The 18,366-nt window shown below is 56.4% G+C and carries 15 protein-coding genes; 10 read left to right on the forward strand and 5 right to left on the reverse strand.

What is annotated here, in order from left to right; translation table 11 throughout:
* Positions 1-143 precede the first annotated feature (143 nt).
* From H8B13_RS17750 to H8B13_RS17760, 3 genes are all read left to right on the forward strand, one after another.
* Entirely contained in the window at positions 144-527 is a 384-nt protein-coding gene (locus tag H8B13_RS17750; protein WP_187312158.1) for a winged helix-turn-helix transcriptional regulator, read from the forward strand.
* Positions 528-749: 222 nt separating this feature from the next.
* Positions 750-1,478: a head GIN domain-containing protein gene (locus H8B13_RS17755; protein WP_187312159.1), complete on the forward strand. Its 729-nt coding sequence runs from the start codon at positions 750-752 to the stop codon at positions 1,476-1,478.
* Positions 1,479-1,637: 159 nt separating this feature from the next.
* Positions 1,638-2,645 (forward strand): DUF3667 domain-containing protein, encoded by a 1,008-nt coding sequence (locus H8B13_RS17760; RefSeq protein WP_187312160.1) that lies wholly within the window; start codon positions 1,638-1,640, stop codon positions 2,643-2,645.
* A 12-nt stretch (positions 2,646-2,657) separates the two neighbouring features.
* On the opposite strand, the gene H8B13_RS17765 is transcribed toward H8B13_RS17760, so the two are convergent.
* Positions 2,658-3,251, reverse strand: a complete 594-nt coding sequence (locus H8B13_RS17765; protein WP_187312161.1) for a hypothetical protein — start codon at positions 3,249-3,251, stop codon at positions 2,658-2,660.
* A gap of 160 nt (positions 3,252-3,411) precedes the next feature.
* On the opposite strand from H8B13_RS17765, the gene H8B13_RS17770 reads away from it, so the two are divergent.
* Complete coding sequence (locus H8B13_RS17770; RefSeq protein ID WP_187312162.1) at positions 3,412-4,359, forward strand: 3-oxoacyl-ACP synthase III family protein; 948 nt, start codon at positions 3,412-3,414, stop codon at positions 4,357-4,359.
* A 175-nt stretch (positions 4,360-4,534) separates the two neighbouring features.
* Here the strand turns inward: H8B13_RS17770 and H8B13_RS17775 are convergent, their stop codons facing one another.
* Positions 4,535-6,694: a matrixin family metalloprotease gene (locus H8B13_RS17775; protein ID WP_187312163.1), complete on the reverse strand. Its 2,160-nt coding sequence runs from the start codon at positions 6,692-6,694 to the stop codon at positions 4,535-4,537.
* Positions 6,695-7,002: 308 nt separating this feature from the next.
* The gene (locus H8B13_RS17780; RefSeq protein WP_187312164.1) at positions 7,003-7,917 is read right to left on the reverse strand and encodes a DUF72 domain-containing protein; all 915 of its coding nucleotides are present in this window, start codon (positions 7,915-7,917) and stop codon (positions 7,003-7,005) included.
* A gap of 349 nt (positions 7,918-8,266) precedes the next feature.
* Here H8B13_RS17780 and H8B13_RS17785 point away from each other — a divergent pair, with 349 nt between their 5' ends.
* Positions 8,267-9,109: a septal ring lytic transglycosylase RlpA family protein gene (locus tag H8B13_RS17785; protein WP_187312165.1), complete on the forward strand. Its 843-nt coding sequence runs from the start codon at positions 8,267-8,269 to the stop codon at positions 9,107-9,109.
* 198 nt (positions 9,110-9,307) lie between these two features.
* Positions 9,308-11,743 carry a penicillin acylase family protein gene (locus H8B13_RS17790; protein WP_187312166.1) on the forward strand — a complete coding sequence of 812 codons (2,436 nt, stop codon included), beginning with the start codon at positions 9,308-9,310 and terminating at the stop codon, positions 11,741-11,743.
* Between the two features lie 183 nt (positions 11,744-11,926).
* Here H8B13_RS17790 and H8B13_RS17795 read toward each other — a convergent pair whose 3' ends face one another.
* The gene (locus H8B13_RS17795; RefSeq protein WP_187312167.1) at positions 11,927-12,670 is read right to left on the reverse strand and encodes an alpha/beta fold hydrolase; all 744 of its coding nucleotides are present in this window, start codon (positions 12,668-12,670) and stop codon (positions 11,927-11,929) included.
* Between the two features lie 90 nt (positions 12,671-12,760).
* Positions 12,761-13,138: a winged helix-turn-helix transcriptional regulator gene (locus H8B13_RS17800; RefSeq protein WP_261990437.1), complete on the reverse strand. Its 378-nt coding sequence runs from the start codon at positions 13,136-13,138 to the stop codon at positions 12,761-12,763.
* 261 nt (positions 13,139-13,399) lie between these two features.
* On the opposite strand from H8B13_RS17800, the gene H8B13_RS17805 reads away from it, so the two are divergent.
* The 4 genes from H8B13_RS17805 (at position 13,400) to H8B13_RS17820 (ending at position 18,365) form a co-directional block, all read left to right on the forward strand.
* Complete coding sequence (locus H8B13_RS17805; RefSeq protein ID WP_187312169.1) at positions 13,400-14,545, forward strand: alkene reductase; 1,146 nt, start codon at positions 13,400-13,402, stop codon at positions 14,543-14,545.
* A 222-nt stretch (positions 14,546-14,767) separates the two neighbouring features.
* Complete coding sequence (locus tag H8B13_RS17810) at positions 14,768-15,613, forward strand: SDR family oxidoreductase (protein ID WP_261990443.1); 846 nt, start codon at positions 14,768-14,770, stop codon at positions 15,611-15,613.
* Positions 15,614-15,984: 371 nt separating this feature from the next.
* Positions 15,985-16,602, forward strand: a complete 618-nt coding sequence (locus H8B13_RS17815; protein ID WP_187312171.1) for a gluconate 2-dehydrogenase subunit 3 family protein — start codon at positions 15,985-15,987, stop codon at positions 16,600-16,602.
* Between the two features lie 89 nt (positions 16,603-16,691).
* Positions 16,692-18,365 carry a GMC family oxidoreductase gene (locus H8B13_RS17820; RefSeq protein ID WP_187312172.1) on the forward strand — a complete coding sequence of 558 codons (1,674 nt, stop codon included), beginning with the start codon at positions 16,692-16,694 and terminating at the stop codon, positions 18,363-18,365.
* Position 18,366 lies beyond the last annotated feature (1 nt).

Consider the following 18,366-nt stretch of genomic DNA (forward strand, 5'->3'; position numbering starts at 1 on the left):
AAAGTCTGTTTATGGGTTTAGTAATAACCCATTCGCTTTACAGTATCAAAGCAACTTAGTAACTTCGCTTTTAGCAAGTACCTACCAAAAAGTAGGGTGCTGACCTAATAGTTAGTAATATTGATAATCAGATTGATAATTTCATGTCTAAGATAACAAAACAGCAGCAAGCCGAAGCAGAATGGCAAGGAACCGCGCCACCTAATACACTGAACCTGTGCCCCGTGCGCACGACCATGAATGTGCTGGGGGGAAAATGGAAATTGCTGATTCTCTCGTATTTGCTGCACGGCCCACAGCGCTACGGCGAGTTGCGCCGCGCCATTCCTGAAATTACCGAGAAGATGCTTATTCAGGAGCTACGTGAGTTGGAGCTGGACGGCATTTTAACCCGCACCGTGTATCAGCAGGTGCCCCCCAAAGTAGAATACAGCCTCACCGAGCAAGGTCAGCTCATTCAGCCCCTGCTCAACTCCCTGACGGAGTGGGGCCACGGCTACCTCCAACGGGAAGGCATGCAGTGCTAGGGGTATTTTTCCCTAAGCTTTGATTTTCTTTTAATTCGATGAAAGTCTCCCAGCAATGATCTGGGGGCTTTTTGCGCCTGAAGCAGTGCTATCAGAGAAGGGTTTCGGCAGCAAGTGCTACCGCAGCGCCAACTTACTTGGAGCGGGAGGCAACGGTTGGTATAAGTTCTTCATCTTATAATTACTATCTACCCTTTCCCCTCTTAAGCTGACTTTAAAGCCATGAAGAACCTACGCTTATCCTTTCTTTCCCTGTTGGCCGCTCTGTTTGTGCTGTCAGCTTTTCGTTTGAACCCTACAAATGAGACGGAGAAGCGCAATGTGCCCGCCTTCACGCAGCTCAATCTAGCGGGCTCGTTTAATGTTGTGTTACGCCAAGGCAGCCCCCAGAAGGTAGAAGTAGATTCCGATCCCAGAGACCTTTTACACATAGAAACGACGGTAACCAACGGCAAGCTGCGCGTAGGCACCAAACAGGAGAAGAAAGGCTCAGGTCTCAGCTGGTCGTCTTATAACTTCAAAAGGCCTGTTACGGTCTACATCACGATGCCCAACATTGAAGCCTTGGGCGTAAGCGGCTCCGGCAATATGAGTGCCGCCGAGGCTATTCAGGGCAATAACCTAGAGCTTTCCGTGAGCGGCTCGGGTCGCATGAAGCTAAGCCGCGTGCAAGCCAACAAGCTAAAGTCGTCGGTATCGGGTTCGGGCGAAATCGCCATGTCGGGTACCAGCCCGCGCCACGAGGTAAGCATTAGCGGCTCAGGCCAAGTAAATGCACCCAACATGCGCAGCGAAACCTGCCGCGTGAGCATCAGCGGCTCGGGCAACTGCCGCATCGAAGTCACCAAAACTCTCGATGCCAGCCTGGCCGGTTCCGGCAATGTGTACGTGACGGGCAAGCCCCAGATAAATGCCTCCACGGCGGGCAGCGGCCGGGTTCGCAGCAGCTAAGCCTGTTTAACCAGCACCCGAAAAAGCCCCCCAGACGATTGCTGGGGGGCTTTTTTCTTGCATAAAATTCAGTTGAGCTATATAGAGGGTTGAGTTAAAAGTTCGTACTTATGCCCACGTTTTCCGTGGCTTGCGGCCTACTCGTTTATTTGTCTGTTTATGGCTCATACTGCTACTAAACTCCCGGCTTGCGCCAACTGCCACTACACGTTCCCCCCCGACCGCCCCAACGAATTTTGCCCCCGCTGCGGTCAGCAGAATCATGAGCTCAGCCTCTCTGCGGGGCATGTGCTGGAAGAAACGCTGGAAGGCTTATTCCACTTCGACGGCAAAGTATTCCGTACGGCTAAGCTGCTGCTGTTCAAGCCCGGTGAGCTTACGAAGCGGTTCTTGGAAGGCAAGCGAATGCCGTATGTGCCGCCTATTCGGCTGTATGTTTTTCTGAGCTTCGTCTTTTTCTTTTTGCTATCCCTGAGCATGGGCCCCGTTAGTAAAGAGCCCACCAAAAAGCTGCTGGAGAAAAAAGGCGTGCAAGAAGTTGCTGATTCTGTGCGCGTTAACGCTCCTGAATCAACCAGATTCCAGGTGTATGAGGCTGATTCCACCGACTCTCCCCTTACCTCGGCTTTGAACTTGAATTTCAGCCAGGCGGAGCTGTTTTATATAAGCAAAGACCCTAGCCCGGCGCGGATCGACTCCGCCATCCGAAGCCGGGGAGCAGAGCCTACTACCATGCGTCGTCTGGCGCTGCGCCAAACCGTAAGATCGCTCAATGCCAGCCCCGACGAAATCACGAACAAGTGGATTAGAATGTTGCCCACGGTCATGTTTGTGCTCATGCCGCTATTTGCTCTGCTTCTGAAATGGCTGTACCGGCGGCAGCACCAGTATTACTTAGCTCACCTTATTTTCTCTATTCACTTTCACAGCTTCGTGTTTGTGCTGTTCATCGTGAACCTACTGCTTGGCTATCTGCACATTAGCGACTGGTTTGAGCCGGTGCTCTTCTTCCTGCCAGCCGTGTATTTTTACCTGGCGCTACGCAACAACTTCGGGCAGCCACCCCTTAAAACCCTGGCCAAAGTGCTTCTGATGATGGTAGCCTACGGCTTGGTATTAAGCATTTCTATGATAGCATCGGCGCTGATTAGCGTGTTTACGCTATAGCGGGGGGCTTTTTCAGAAGTCGAACAGGCCACGGCGGGGCGAGTCGCCCTTATTTCGGTCGCGCTTTTTCTGCTCGCGCTCCCGCTGCCGACGGCGGTCGTCACGGTCATCGTCATCGCCAAAGACGCCGTTCAGGAAGCCTTCTTTTTTGTCTTTAACCAGAATATAGCGCACTGATAAAGCCGCGGGAAACCGGAACCAGTCGTCGCTGCTGATTTCCACGCTCGGCTTTATATCCAGGGAAAGCACCACGGGCACGAAGGCAATTTTGTACTCCACGCCCGCAATAGCATCGAAGCCGCCAAAGCCGCCGTCGTCTTTCTGGGTGCCAATATGGGCGCCGCCGCCGAGGTAATAATTCAGGCTTTTGCCCAGCAAACCAAAGTGCTGCTCGGCCAGCAGCGTGGCGCTTACCTCGCGGGTGCCAATCAGGCCGATACCCTCCAGCGTGGTTCTTTCAAACACTTTTTGCTGCACCGTTACGCCAAAGTTGTCTCTGCCGACACGCAAGCCCGCAGCGGTGCGGTATTTCTGGGCGTTGGCAGCCAGTGTTACCAGCATCAGTAAGCCCGTGAAAATCAAGCGTGTAGGAAGACGAAATATCATAATCTTATTACTATCACTGTTGAACTCTGGCACGCTAAAGGTGTTTGAACGTTAAATGATGGCGCAAAGTACGGGGCAGGAGGCCATTTGATGGTGCATTCTCTAGCAGCACCGTAACTTGCAGCCTCATTCACTGCCCTCATCCAGCCCCATTCCACCCGTGTACATTCATCAGGTAGCGGCGTATGTGCCCACCCAGGTTATTACCAACGAGCATTTTACCCGCCTAAACGGCCTTTCCCACGACTGGATTATTGAGCGCACCGGCATCCGGGAGCGTCGTAAGGCTGCTCCTGGCGAAAACACTAACACCATGGCCACTGAGGTCACGCGCCGTGTGCTGGCCGCTGTGCCCGCCATCGCCGCTGATAGCATCGACCTCATTGTGGGCGCCACCTACACCCCCCACGATACCATTTATACCCTGGCGCACGCCGTACAGCGCGAGTTGGGCGTGGCTGATATTCCAGTGGTGAGTATTTCTTCGGCCTGCTCATCGTTGCTAAATGCCGTGGAAGTTGTGGAGGGTTACTTTGCTATGAATAAGGCTACCAGAGCTTTGGTAATCGTATCGGAGCACAACACAGCCTATAACAACGAAGAGGACACCGTGGTTGGTCATCTCTGGGGAGATGGTGCGGCGGCGCTGCTTATCAGCAAAGAGCGCCTCGCTGACAGCGACTTACGTGTAGTAGACGTAAGAACTGGCGGCGCCGCCCACGTAGGCAAAGCCGATACCGCCGTCACGCTCAAGCCGGTGGAGAAAGGCATCGTCATGCCGCACGGCCGCGACGTATTCACCCACGCCTGCCAGTATATGGCCCGCGTTACCAGCGAAGTATTGGATCGTAATAAACTGGAAGTTAACGATGTGACGTACCTGATTCCGCATCAGGCCAACCTGCGCATCACCAAAAATGTGGTGCAGGCCCTTGGTTTACCACCCGAGCGCGCCATTTCCAACATCCAGGACTTAGGCAACACGGGCTGCGCGGGTGCCGCCATTGCCCTTGCCGATTACCATCCTCGCTTGCAGCCCGGCGAGCGAATTATTATCACTGTTTTTGGTGGCGGCTATTCGTACGGAGCTATGCTGCTGGAGCGCTAACAGGCAGCTTCGGACGGCTGGGGGGCTTTTCCGTTCTATTTTAGCCGAGCCTTGTTGCGTTCCTGTTTTAAGTAATTAGCAGCATACATATTGAGGCCTCCATCATACCGTGTCTGAGCAAACTGACACGGTATGATGGAGGCCTCAATATGCGTTTCGTCCCTACGAAACTCAGCTAGTCGTTTGTGGAGCGCACAAAATTGAGTGAGCCCGTTTTACCAGTCTGGTCGCGCCAGCGCACGATGTACCAACCTGACCGTAGATCGGTGAGGGTAAGGAAAAACGGGCGGCCCGATTGATAGTTGACCTGCTCCGTACGGCGTCGACGTCCTATGGCATCATAAATATCCAGGGTAAGCTGACCGGTAGCAGCACCTATATAAAGTAAGCTCGCTGGTCCTTCGTCCAATGGATTGGGGAAAAGCTGTAAGCCCTCTGCTATGGGGCCACCAGCAAGCGCTGTAACAGCCTGTGGCTGCGTGTTGTCCAGGGTATTATCGGGGCGGCGAACGCGCAGGCGGTAGAACGAGCGCCCCGTCAGCGGGGTTGGGTCGATGTAGGTGTATTGGCCCCCAGCGCTACCGGGCTGCACAGTAGCCAATGGTTGCCAGGCAGTGGTATCGGCGGCGCGCTCAATGACGAATTCCCGCAGGAAACATTCATCCTGCGTAGTCCAGTTTATCTGATTACCGATCCCAGCCAAGGCGTTGGCATCTACGCTGGTGAGCGGGGCCGGCAGCAGCGGCGATACACTACCGCACGCGGGCGGCACGAAGCTGCGAGTACGCAACAATAAACGCCCCCCAGCTACATCACTCACCGGATTTATCTGCCGGCTTTGCTGGCCCCGCGCCACGGCGTAGTGCATAACGGCGGCGGGCAGAATTACGTGGGAAAGCTGCTGCGCGTGCCCAAGCTCGTGCACTACCACCGACTCAAAGTCAATCTGGTTAGTGGAGGGATTTCCTGGTCCATACTGCCAGGCGGTTTCAGTGTCTAGCTGCATATCAATCTCTGAAACCCAGAAATAAACGGGTCCGCTGCCTATGCGGCAGCCTTCGTAGTAACTGGTAGTGCGGCCCAGCACCCGCGCGGGCAATTGGCTGTCGCCAGTCCCAGAGTCGAAGCCGATGACATTTTCATTGTCCTCATCCGCGCCGCGCTTTGTGCTGTTGGCCCCAATTTCCCAGTTCATACCGGTTTGACAGCGCCACGTAGCTAAGGCACGCCTGAAAGCCGCCACCGCTGCCGCATTGCCAGCCAAGCCCGACTCTAAGCGGAGCGTGTAGCCACCCTTTCCATTCTGATTGATGTGACCGGGTCGGACGATTTCACCGGTTCCTTCTGTTTCCACGTTGCTCACCGCATACAATACGGTAATCGGTACGCCGCTCGTGCCTTCCAGCTGATCCGAGGCAGTTACGCGCACGGGACCAGTGCCGGCGGGCGCGCTACGCTCCGGGTCGCTGCTATTAGGCAATGATGGCACCGTACCATTGGAAGGTACGCGTACTTGAATTCGGGTATCGGTCCAACTGATGTAGTCGGAGGCTTTGGCGCGGGTCCGGGTTTCGCCACCGTCGTCAGCATTCAGAAAGGAGACAAAGCCAGTGCCGCGCGTGGCGCCAAACCCAGAACCTGTGATGGTCAGCACGGAATTGGTACCGGCCGTAATGGTAAGCGGTGACAAGCCAGAAATGATAGGTGCAGTGCCTTTAGCCGCTACGGCAGGCCGCGCCCGCTGAGCCTGAGCGGCAGCTAATACAGGGTTAGCGCTTACTTCCAGGGTGGGTTGACCAGTGGTCAGCTTCAACTCAGCGTAAAAATTCTGGCTTACCAACGGATACTGCCGAAAGGGCTCCGAGGCTGAAGCCTTCGTCAGATCGTAGCGAATAAAGCCTTGCTCGCTGCCGTAAGCCGCCCAAGCCTGACCGGCGGCTTCGATGCCAGCAAATGGGGCCGGATACAAGAACAACACGCCCTGCTCACCCGGAAACAGACTTAGCGTATTCGTCAGCTCCTGCCGGCTCAGGTCCACGGTGCCGCCTTCCGTAATAACCGTTAGTTCAGCGGCAGCGTTGCCCTTAAAAACTTTAAAAACACGTACCCTATGCGCGGTATAAATGCGGCGGTGGCGGGCATCCCAAAAGCTGCGAGCATCCAGCACCTCACCCTCCACTACCAGCGGCGAGGCTTGCGCCCGACTCGTTGGGTCGAGGGGCAGCATGAGGCAGTGGCTTTCGGGGTCCAGGCTCACAGTTTGCGCAACGGCCGGGGTTATGACAACAGAAAACACCAGCCCAAGGGCCAGTTGAAGAGAAGACGATAATTTCATACCGAAGCAACGAGAACGAAAAGCGCTGACAATAGTGTGTTCCAAGATACGGCTTTCGGTTCGCACCGTTCGCCGCTTTACAGCCCGTATCTGGTCTTTATTTCAATGGCAACCTTCTACTCTACCGTTGAGCGCGCTTTCTGTTTGCTACCAAGGCAGAAGAAGGATTGTGCTACTAAGAACTTTCCATGCAGTAACGGAGCGGCAAGCCAAAAATTTGCCCCCCAGATCCGCCAAAAATATAATTTGTTGCAAGAAGGCTCACCGACTTGTCTGTCTGCTCTAAAAGTTAAGAGCATCCAAAGGCGCTAAAACAAGCTTCCCTGTACGGGCTGCACAATAACCTTCGGGTAGGCAACTTCGAGGCCCGTCAGCGTGCGTAGCTTCTCCAAAAAATACTGCGTCCAGATGGGCGAGTGCATAATATCCTTCTGGTGAATGAAAATATAAGCCGTGTGCAGGCCAGCGCTCAACCAGCCGGCCAGGCGCTCAGCCCAAGCATCGGCGCGGCGGTAGTCGCTGTTGCCGAGGCCGTGACCGTTGAAGCGGATGAATGCCGTGGGCGTGGTCAGGCGCTGGTGGAGCACGTCGCGGCGACCCGCTACGTCAGTGATTACCAGCGTCTTGTTCAGTGCTTCCAGTAAGGCAAAAACCGTGTCGCGCACCCCTACGTCGGAAAACCAGCGTGGGTGGCGCAATTCCACGGCCAGCGGCACGTAGGCAGGAAAATCGAGTAGGTAGCGCTCCAAGCGGCGCATGTGCTCCGGCCCGAAAGTGGGGGGCAATTGTAGGAAGGCCAGCCCCAAATGCTCTTCCAGCCCGCTGATGGCCCGGCAAAAGGAGATCGTTAATTCGTCGGCGTTGTATAGCTCCCGCTCGTGGGTGATGCTTTGGGGCATCTTGGGGCAAAATTTGAAGCCCGTCGACACAGCATCGCGCCATTTGCGCACGGTGGGCGCGTCGGGGATGCGATAGTGCGTGGTGTTTAGCTCAATGCTGTTGAACTGCCGGGCATAGTGATGCAGGTAGTCGGTATCCTTAATGCCCGCCGGAAAATAAGAGCCGAGCCAAGCCTTATTGGTCCAGATGGGGCAGCCCACATAAATGGCAGGCTGAGGCGGTGCCGTGGCCTGGGCACGCGCCAGCAACGAAGCCGTTTCGGGGTGGTCGGGAGGAAGCGTGAAATCCACGCCGCGCAGGTCGGAAAGGCGGCCAAAATCCATAGGGCAAAGTACGGCAAATCTCCCCGCAGGAAGTAGGTTATTCCAGTAACAAAATTCGAGGACTTTTGCAACACGGCTTTGAACATGCTCAACAGGCCAATGACAAAATTTTGTACCAATCAAATAATATCATTCTTTTTGGCCCCTAGGGGCCTTCTTTTAATAATACTAAGAGCATCTTTCTGAAACACAAAAGGGCATTTTGCTACAGGAAGTACAAATTATTTTTGTACAAGTTTTATTCAAAAAATATAATTTATTATACTTGGTAACAGCTACCGCTAGTGGAGTTGACTCTTCTCCAAAAAGTGGCGCTCTAGTTTTGGCTGTTTACCAATTGTCTAAAAGTGTGATTCGATCCCTCCGATTACCTCTTGCCGGTTGGCTGTTTGCTCTGCTCCTGACCTTGCCTTTAGCCTTCCCTCAAACTGCGTTTGCCACCCGGCTCAGCGACGATGATAAGGCTCCTACAGCTACCGCCCGTAAGAAAGTTGTCGTGTTGCGCGGCCGGGCCTCGTGGTACGGCATCCAACATCAAGGCTTACCCACCAGCAGCGGCGAGCGATTTGACCGCAACAAGTACACCGCCGCTCACAAGACGCTTCCCTTCAACACACGCTTACGCGTAACCAACCCTCAAAACGGCAAATCGGTAGTAGTACGCGTTACCGACCGTGGCCCCTTCCGCCATCAGCGGATTCTCGATTTAGCCGAAATTGCCGCCCGTCCTCTGGGCCTTATCCAGCAAGGCGCCATTTCAGTAGTGGCCGAAATAGTGCCCGAAACGACGCCCCTTGGCCCCACAGATGCCCCTGAGGACTTAGCCGAGATCCTCAACGATACCATTGATCCGGAAATGCCGCAGTTGGCTACCACCGAAACGTCGGTACCCACTACCCTTCCTGCCTCAACGGCAGCTTATGTAGTACAAACCGGCACCTTCGGCAACGCCCTGAATGCCCAGAATCAGCTTACTAAGATTCAGTCGATCAACAGCAAGCTAGTAGTAACGGTGACGCCCGAAACCGTGAATGGCAAGGCCCTCAACCGCGTGGTAGTAGGCCAGTTTGCCAACCGCAAAGCCGCTGACGCCGTGCGCCGGCAGTTGCAGCAGCGAGGCATCACCGGTTTGGTTCGGCAGATTCAGGTGCCCATCGAGCCCGCCGCACATGCAGTAGCCGCCGGCCGATAACGGTTAGTTCTCTACTCTGGAAGCCCGAATCTCTGCTGTAGCAGAGATTCGGGCTTCTTCTTGTGGGCTGGGGGGCAAACTTCAAGGTATGAAGTAATCTGTGAAGGGCACACGTTGTTATGTGCGGGCATTCGGCATAACTTAACGGCAGTTGCCAACCCGCTGGGGGCTTTTTTCACCCAATTTCTACCATTCTTTATGGCTTGGACAAAGGCCTTGTTGACACTGCTGGTCAGTGTTACGCTTACCTGGGTACTCAACAGCAAGCAGGGCGACCTGCCGCCTTTTGGCAAGTTTCTGAGTCCGTTTGTAGGCTTTTGGCAAAATGCTGAGGCCGCCACTGAGGCAAATGATCAACAGGAATTGACCTTGTCTGGCCTGAAGGCGCCCGTGCAGGTCCGTTTCGACGACCGGCGCGTGCCCCACGTCTTTGCCCAGAACGACCATGACCTTTACTTCGCCCAGGGCTACCTTACGGCCCGTGACCGGCTCTGGCAGATGGAGTTTCAAACCCACGTAGCTGCTGGCCGCATTTCGGAAGTAGTAGGCGCCAGAGCGTTGGAGTACGACCGGTTTCAGCGGCGGATGGGCTTGCCTTTCGGGGCCCAGAAATCTTTGGAGGTCGTAATGGCCGACCCAACTACACGCACCGTGCTAGAAGCGTATTCGGCGGGTGTGAATACTTATATAAATACCTTATCCGATAAAACGCTGCCCTTCGAGTACAAGCTTTTGGACTATAAGCCGGAGCCTTGGCAGCCGTTGAAATGCGCCCTGCTGCTCAAGCTCATGGCCTGGGACCTGAGCGGCCGCTCCGACGATTTGCGCCTCTCCAATGCTCTGAATAAGTACGGGCCGGCCATCACCAACGACCTTTTCCCCAGTTATCCGACCCGCGAAGATCCTATCGTACCGGTAGGTACACCCCAGGATTTTGCCCCCGTCTCGATTCCAGCCACGCCGCCCACCTTTGCGGCCGCTATATCGGATAAGGTGCCAACGCGTGAGCCCGATGCAGATTTGGGGTCCAATAACTTCGCGGTAAGTGGCGCGAAGTCGGCTTCGGGCTTTCCTCTGCTGGCCAACGATCCGCACTTGCAGCTGAATCTGCCCAGCATCTGGTATCAGGTTCAGCTGGTGGCGCCGGGCGTGAACGTGTATGGTGTCACCATTCCGGGCTCACCTTTGGTTATCATCGGCTTTAATCAGCAGGTAGCCTGGGGCGTGACCAACGTGGGCGCCGATGTGCTGGACTGGTATCAGCTGAAATTCAAGGATAACACCAAGCGCGAATACTGGCACGATGGCCGCTGGAAACCCGTGCGCCGGGTGATAGAGCGCATTAAAGTGCGCGGCCTCCCCGACCGCCTCGACACGGTGCTCTACACCCACCACGGCCCGGTGGTGTACGACCAGAACGAGAAGGTTTTCAACAAACAGACCCCTATTCGCCACGCCCTGCGCTGGACGGCCCACGAAGGCGGCAACGAGGTAAAAGCATTTTATGGCCTGAACCGCGCCCGCAGCTACGCCGATTACACTGCTGCGCTTCAATACTACGCTGCACCGGCTCAGAACTTCATTTTTGCCAGTGCCCAAAACGACGTAGCCATCTGGCCCAACGGGAAGTTTCCGCTGAAATGGACCGACCAAGGCAAGTTTATCCTCGATGGCACCAACCCGGCCCACGACTGGCAAGGCTGGATTCCGGCCGCCCACAATCCGCACGTGCTTAACCCATCGCGGGGCTTCGTCAGCTCGGCCAACCAGTTTCCCGCTGGCCCCGATTACCCGTATTATCTGGGTTGGTCGTTTGCGACGTGGGAGCGCGGCCACCGCATCAACGAGCGCCTAGCCACTATGCAGGGCGCTACTCCCGACAGCCTGCGTCTGCTACAGCTCGATAACCTGAACCTGAACGCCCAGCTCATGCTGCCGCGAATGCTGGCCTTGGTAAAGCCGCAACAACTAACGGCCGCTCAGCGCCGCACCTACGACAACCTGCGCCAGTGGAATTACTTCTACGACGCCGATGCCATCGCGCCCAGCGTATTTGATCTATGGTACGGCAATCTGGTAAAGCGCTTGTGGGACGATGATTTTGGAACCGCCGCCACTGGCCAGGAAATGCGCTTCCCACCTCGCGACCGCACCAACAACCTCCTGTTAACCCAAGACACCAGCCGCTGGATCGACGACCGGCGCACGCCACAGCGCGAGACGCTGCCCCAATTAGTGCAGGCTTCTCTCCAGTTTGCCACCGACTCACTACAGCGCAAATTTGGCCCCCAGGGCCCGGCTTGGCGCTGGGCCAACCAGAAAAGCACCGACATTCTGCATCTGGCCCAGCTCACGGGCTTTGGCCGCATGGACCTGGAAGTAGGCGGCGGCGCGGCCATCGTGAACGCTATTTCGGAGCGCAACGGCCCCTCCTGGCGCATGGTAGTGGCACTGGGCCCCCAGGTGCGCGCTTACGGCGTATTCCCAGGGGGCCAAAGCGGCAACCCCGGCTCGGCCCACTACGATGACATGATTGAAACCTGGCGCAAGGGCGAATTGAACGAACTGATTTTTCTGCAAAAGCCCGACGAGAAAAACCCACGCGTGAAAGCTGGTTTGGCCTTACAGCCGTGAGTTAGGCCACATTCTAAAGCTACTACACCATAGCAACCAGAACGTCATACAGAGCGGAGCGAAGCATCTGGCGTGTTTAATTGGGATTAGTAACCTCTCGTCAGCATGCGAGATGCTTCGCTCCGCTCTGCATGACCGTCTAATAATTGAGGTTTCAGTATCAGTTGCTTAAACCTTAAAAGCCTACCGCTCCAGCGACTCGGCAAACTCCCGCAGCAGTGCTGCTACTTCCTGCGGTGCCTCCAACGGCAGCAAGTGCCCGGCTCCGCCAATTATTTCCAAGGGCGTGTCGGGGGGCAAATGCGGCAGCGTTTCAAGCCCGTGCAGCGACGGCGACATGACCGCATCGGCGTCGCCGGCTATTACCACGGCTGGCACCGCAATAAGCGGCATTTGAGCTAGAATATTTTCGCGGCTACCATGTAGTAGCCACGCGTCCCAGGCGGCGCGGGTAGCTCGCAGATTATCTTCCACGACCTGTTTCTGTAATGCTTCCGACAGGGGCCGGGCCGTAATGTGGGCCAGCGTACGGGCCGCGGCTTGAGGGTTGCCGTAGGCGTGCAAGGAGGCTGAGCGCTCCTCGTCCGTCATGGGCTCCGCCGAAGGCGGCGAGGGCGAGAGCAGCGCCAATCCGCGCAGGCCTGCCGGCTGCTGAGCGGCCAGCGCGAGGGCAATTTTGCCCCCCATGCTATGTCCAACCAGAATATAAGTACCCAGGTCCAGCTCTCTGATGTACGCTCCTACCGCTTCAGCATATGCCTGCACCGTATAGCCGCCCACCGGAGCGGGAGCACTACCAAAGCCGCCCAGGTCGGGAGCCAGACAAGCATAGTCAGGAGCCAATGCATCGGCTACGGCAGCCCACTCCCGGCCCGAGCCAGCCCAGTAGTGCAGACAAATAAAGGTAGGCGCAGTAGATGAAGGCATAAGGAGGCGTTTGAAACGTGTAGCCTACCTACGCAAACCCGTTACGGAATGGTCAAAAATGCCCCCCAGCGAGTAACCTCCGTCTGAGGTTTATCCGGCCGCAACCAGCGCGTCCGAAGCTACTTCTGCGCACGGCGCTTCGCCTAAGCCCAGCGCTTCGCGGTGCAGATTGCCCCACTCGCGCAGGGAATGCAGCACCGGACAAAGCGTTTGCCCGTGGGCAGTAAGGCGGTATTCTACCTTGGGCGGCACCTGCGCATACACGCGCCGATTAACCAGGCCAGCCTCTTCCAATTCCTTAAGCTGCTGGGCCAGCATCTTCTGTGTTACTCTCGGAATAAGGCGTTTTAGCTCGCCAAAGCGCAGAGTGCCGTGCTCAGCCAGATACGAAAGGATAAATACTTTCCATTTGCCCCCCAGCACATCAAGTGCAGCCGTAATCGGACATATCGGCGAGTTCTTTGGCATAGTTATCATTTTATGTCCTTGATTATCAGCAATAGTTTCTAAAAGGTACCTGCATTACTTTACGGTACCTACTTGACAAATGTATCCTATTGACGAGACCTTTGCAAGTGCCGCTGATACGCGGAACTGGGGTATCTGTGTGCCGGCAAATCAGGTGGCTGGTCAACATTTACAGCTCCCCAGTGGTTTAGCACGACGCGCTCGTGAACGAAGCTTCACATTCGCTTTCATTCTTTTTTAAGTCAATCATTACCAGTTCTTATGTCATCCTCCACCAAGCATCTTTTCACGCCCTTTCAAATGGGCGCTCTTTCTTTATCCAATCGCCTCGTAATGGCGCCTATGACGCGCAGCCGCGCCAAAAACGACGGCAACGTGCCCACCGATTCCACAGTGGAATACTACCGGCAGCGCGCTTCGGCGGGCCTTATTATCACTGAAGGCGCTCAGGTTTCGCCCCAGGGTGTAGGCTACGTTTTCACACCCGGCATTCACTCTGCGGCGCAAGTAGCGGGTTGGAAAAAAGTAACCGACGCGGTTCACGCCGAAGGCGGACGCATTTTTATTCAGCTGTGGCACGTAGGCCGTATTTCGCACCCGTTTTTCCACAATGGCGAATTGCCGGTTGCGCCTTCAAGCGTGAAGCCAACCGACGTGATGGCTTACACAGATAAGGGCATGGAGGAAATTCCGGCCCCGCGCGCCCTGGAGCTCAGCGAGATTGCCGGCGTAGTAAATGACTTCCGCCAGGCAGCCCAAAACGCGAAAGACGCGGGCTTCGACGGTGTGGAGATTCATGGCGCCAACGGCTACCTGCTCGACCAGTTTATTCAGGATGGCACCAACCAGCGCACCGACGAGTACGGCGGCAGCGTAGAAAACCGCGCCCGCTTTGTGCTGGAAGTGGTGGAGGCCACCGCCGACGTATTCGGAGCCGACCGTGTAGGCATCCGTTTGTCGCCTACTGGCAACGTGGGGGGCATTTCTGACTCCGACCGCCTGGGTACGTTCAGCTACGTGACGGAGCAGCTCAACAAGTTTGGCTTGGCGTATCTGCACGTCATTGAGGCCTTGCCGGGCCATTCCATGGCTGCGAAGGCTGGGCAGGAGCCGGTAGGCCCGCACCTGCGCACAATCTTCGATGGCCCGTTTATTCTGAATGGCGGCTACACCCAGGAAACGGCCGAAGCCGCTTTAGAAAACAACGAAGCCGACCTCATTGCCTTCGGCGTGCCCTACATCGCCAACCCCGACCTGGTGGAGCGCTACGAGCAGGGCGCAGCCCTCAACACGCCCGATCAGGCCACCTTCTATGGCGGCGACGACAAAGGCTACATCGACTACCCTTCGTTGGAGGAAGCAGAAACTACGGAAGCCTCGCCCAAGCAGGACATCGTGAATTATTAAGTAGCGGCACTGCCGATTTTTGAAAAACCCCGCTCTGGAACATTTCAGGGCGGGGTTTCTTGTATAGAGACGCGCGCTGGCTACCCAAGCCCCAATTCTGCGTAGACACTACTCCCAACTCTATCATACCGCTCTGTTATGGCCAAAAAAGCTTCTGCCCCTGCCCCAAACGCCACCACCAAAAAAGCGCCGACGCCTATTGATCATCCCACGGCCAAGGACATGAAGAAGCACGCGCAGAAGCTTCCTTACCCCGCCAAACAAGCCGATATGAAGCTCCAGCCCGGCATGAGCTTCTCCACTTACCGGGCCGCCAATAAGCTGGGGGGCAAAGTTGCCCTCATCACCGGCGCCGACTCCGGTATCGGGCGGGCCGTGGCGGTGGCTTTTGCTATGGAAGGCGCCGACGTAGCCGTGCTCTACAACGAAAACGACGTGGATGCCCAGGAAACCCAGCGCCTGGTAGAAGCCCAGCAGCGCCGGTGCTTGCTGCTTCGCCTCGATGTCCGCGACCCGGAGCAGTGCCGTCAGGCCGTGCGCCGCACCCGCGCCGAGCTAGGCGGTTTGCATATTCTGGTAAATAACGCGGCCTACCAAATGGCCCAGGAAAAGTTCGAGGACATCAGCGAGGAGCAGATTCGCCGCACCTTCGACACCAATATTCTCGGCTACATCTGGATGGCCCAGGCGGCCTTGCCCCACATGGAAAGCGGCGACTGCATCATTAACACGGGTAGCATTGTGGGCCTCACCGGCAACCCCTTGCTCATCGATTATACCGCCACCAAGTCGGCTATTCACGCGTTCACCAAGTCGTTGGCTACGCACCTGGGCGAGCGGAATATTCGGGTAAACTGCGTGGTGCCGGGCCCCGTCTGGACGCCCAACATTCCGGCCACAATGCCTTTGGAGGAAGTTGAGAAGTTTGGCTACGAAGTAGCGCTTCAGCGCCCCGGCCAGCCCGAAGAATTGGCCCCCGCTTATGTCTTGCTGGCTTCACAGGACGGCTCTTTTATGACCGGCAGCCTGGTGCACGTTACGGGGGGCAAATTATCCAGCGACCAGTAGCTTCAGGCTTTGCTTTAGAAGCTGTTTTGACCTAGCTAGCGCGGTAGAGGCGCAATAGTGGGAGTCTCGTCGTTGCTAAGTTTGTTTAGCTATAGTCTTCTATTTGTGGATGGCACAGTACCAATCGTTCAACGACGAGACTCCCACTATTGCGTTCCTACCTCACCTGAACAGTCCAGAATATAACTCAACCAGCTTCCTAGATCAGCATAGCTTTCTCCGGCCTGTGGCGTACCCCGGAGGATGGCAACCATAAAGCCAGCTCAACAGTAAGAAAGCAGTGGAAGCAAGCATTAAATAAGTGGCACAGCGGGAAGTTTTGGCTTCCAGGCAGTTTACTACCTGTAGCTTCCCTTATCAGCTGCTTCGCCATGACTTCTCCTCACTACCCCGACGGTACCGTACGTGCCCTGCTCGACACCGAACTTGTAACCGAGGCTACCCGCACGGCTCTCCAGGCTCGCCTCGATGCGCCGCCCTACGAGCCCCAGTTTCTGGAGCCGGCCACCTACGATCTGCTGCGAGCCGTTGCCGCCTGCCTTTTCCCCCAGCCCGACCGCCCCGATGCCCCCATTGAGCTGGCCCCCGGCGTAGACCAGCGCCTTGCCGAAGGCCGTAGCGACGGCTGGCGCTACGACATAATGCCCCCCGACCGCGAAGCGTATCGCATGGGTCTGGGGGGCATTAATCAAACTTCCCATGCACTGTTTCAGCAGGAATTCCGGGCGCTAACTCCCGATGAGCAAGCCAGTGTGCTCCAACTCCTACAGGAAGGCAAAGCACCCGGCGAAGCGTGGGAAACAGTGCCTTCCGACCGTTTTTTCGAAGAAATGCTGGCCGAGTTAACGGAGCTTTATTATGCTCACCCCCTGGCCCAGGAAGAAATCGGGTACGTAGGCATGGCCGACGCCACCGGCTGGAATCGGCTTGGCCTAAACGACTTAGAACCCCGCGAACCGGAAGCTATTTCGCCCCAGCCAGGTTTGTAAAAACGAGCTAACTCACTCTGGGAGCGTGGCACTCCGCCCTTTCTCAACTTACGATTGAACACGCCGCGGCGTATTTCTCAAAGACCATTATGCCCGACGAAGAAGTAATAGAAGAAGGCGTGTTGAATCCGCTGAAGCAAGAAGTGCAAGACCCTTTGCTAAAGCAGATTATGCAGGAGTCGGCGCTTGAGCCCGAGCCCCAGCCCGCCGAAATCCCACTGCCCACCGATGAGGTCGATTGCCTCGTTATCGGCACCGGAGCGGGCGGTGCGCCGCTGCTGGCGCGCTTGGCTATGGCTGGCCTGAAGATAGTAGCGCTGGAGGCCGGTCCCTGGCACGACCCCAAAACTGATTTTGCCACCGACGAAAAAGCGCAGGAGTTTCTCTTTTGGAACGACGAGCGCCTTTCTGCGGGCAAAGACCCGGTGGCTTTCGGCAAAAACAACTCCGGCACTGGCGTAGGCGGCTCCACGCTACATTATACCGCCTATACGCCTCGCGCCCAACCCGATGACCTACACCTTAACCGCGACTTTGGCGTAGGCGTCGACTGGCCATTTGGCTATGAGGAATTGGAGCCTTATTACGAGGAGCTAGAGCACTTTCTGGGCATTTCTGGCCCAACGCCTTACCCTTGGGGACCCAAGCGAGGCCGTGGCTACCCGCTGGCTCCGCTGCCGCTCAATGGGGCTGCGCAACTCATGGAGCGAGCGTGTCAGCAGTTGGGCATCAGGACGTCGCCAGCGGCCAACGCTGCCCTGTCGGCGCGCTACTATCAGGAGGGCGTGGGCTGGCGCGAGGCATGCACCAACCGCGGCTTCTGCCAGGCGGGTTGCAGCACTGGCGCCAAAGCCAGCATGGACGTCACATTTCTGCCCTTGGCTGTAGCCCACGGCGCCGAGATTCGCCCCAACTGCTTTGTAACGGAGATTGAGCGCGACGGGCAGGGCCGCGTAACGGGCGTCGTGTATGAGCACAACGGTGTTACCCAGCGCCAGCGCTGCCGCCATCTGTTTATCTGCGCCGGAGCCGTTGAAACGCCGCGTCTGTTGCTACTGAATGAGTTAGCTCTAAGCAGCGGGCATGTGGGGCGCAACTTTATGGCTCATCCCGGCGTGCAGGTGTGGGGCACTTTCCCCGAGGACATTCGACCCTATAAAGGCATTCCTGGGGGGCTTATTTCCGAGGACACCCACCGCCCACCAGATGCTGATTTCGCAGGTGGTTACCTATTGCAAAGCATTGGCATGATGCCCGTTACGTTTGCTGGTCAGGTAGTGCGGGAGCGGAAGCTCTGGGGGGCAAAATTGCGTGAGTATATGCGCAACTACAATCACATTGCCGGCATCAACATTCTGGGTGACTGCCTGCCTCACGAAGACAACTTCCTAGAGTTGGCTGAGGAAAAAGACGCCCGCGGTTTGCCTAAGCCCCGCCTGCACTTCACCAACCACGAAAATGAGATCCGCATGAACCGCCACGCCGAGCAGCTCATGCGCCGCATCTGGGAAACAGCCGGTGCTACCGATATCTGGGCGTTTCCGCGCTCGGCGCATGTAATTGGTACTGCCCGCATGGGTCTTTCCGGCGACGATGCCGTGGTAAACCCCGATGGTCGCGCCTTCGACGTGCCCAACTTATACATCTGCGATAACTCTGTGTTTCCAAGCGCCTTAAGCGTTAACCCTGCTCTAACTATTATGGCCTTGAGCCTACGCACGGCTGATAAGTTTTTGGAAAGCGAACAAAGAAGAGACGCCTAAC

The sequence above is a fragment of the Hymenobacter sp. BT188 genome (assembly GCF_014333585.1).
Lineage (GTDB): Bacteria > Bacteroidota > Bacteroidia > Cytophagales > Hymenobacteraceae > Hymenobacter.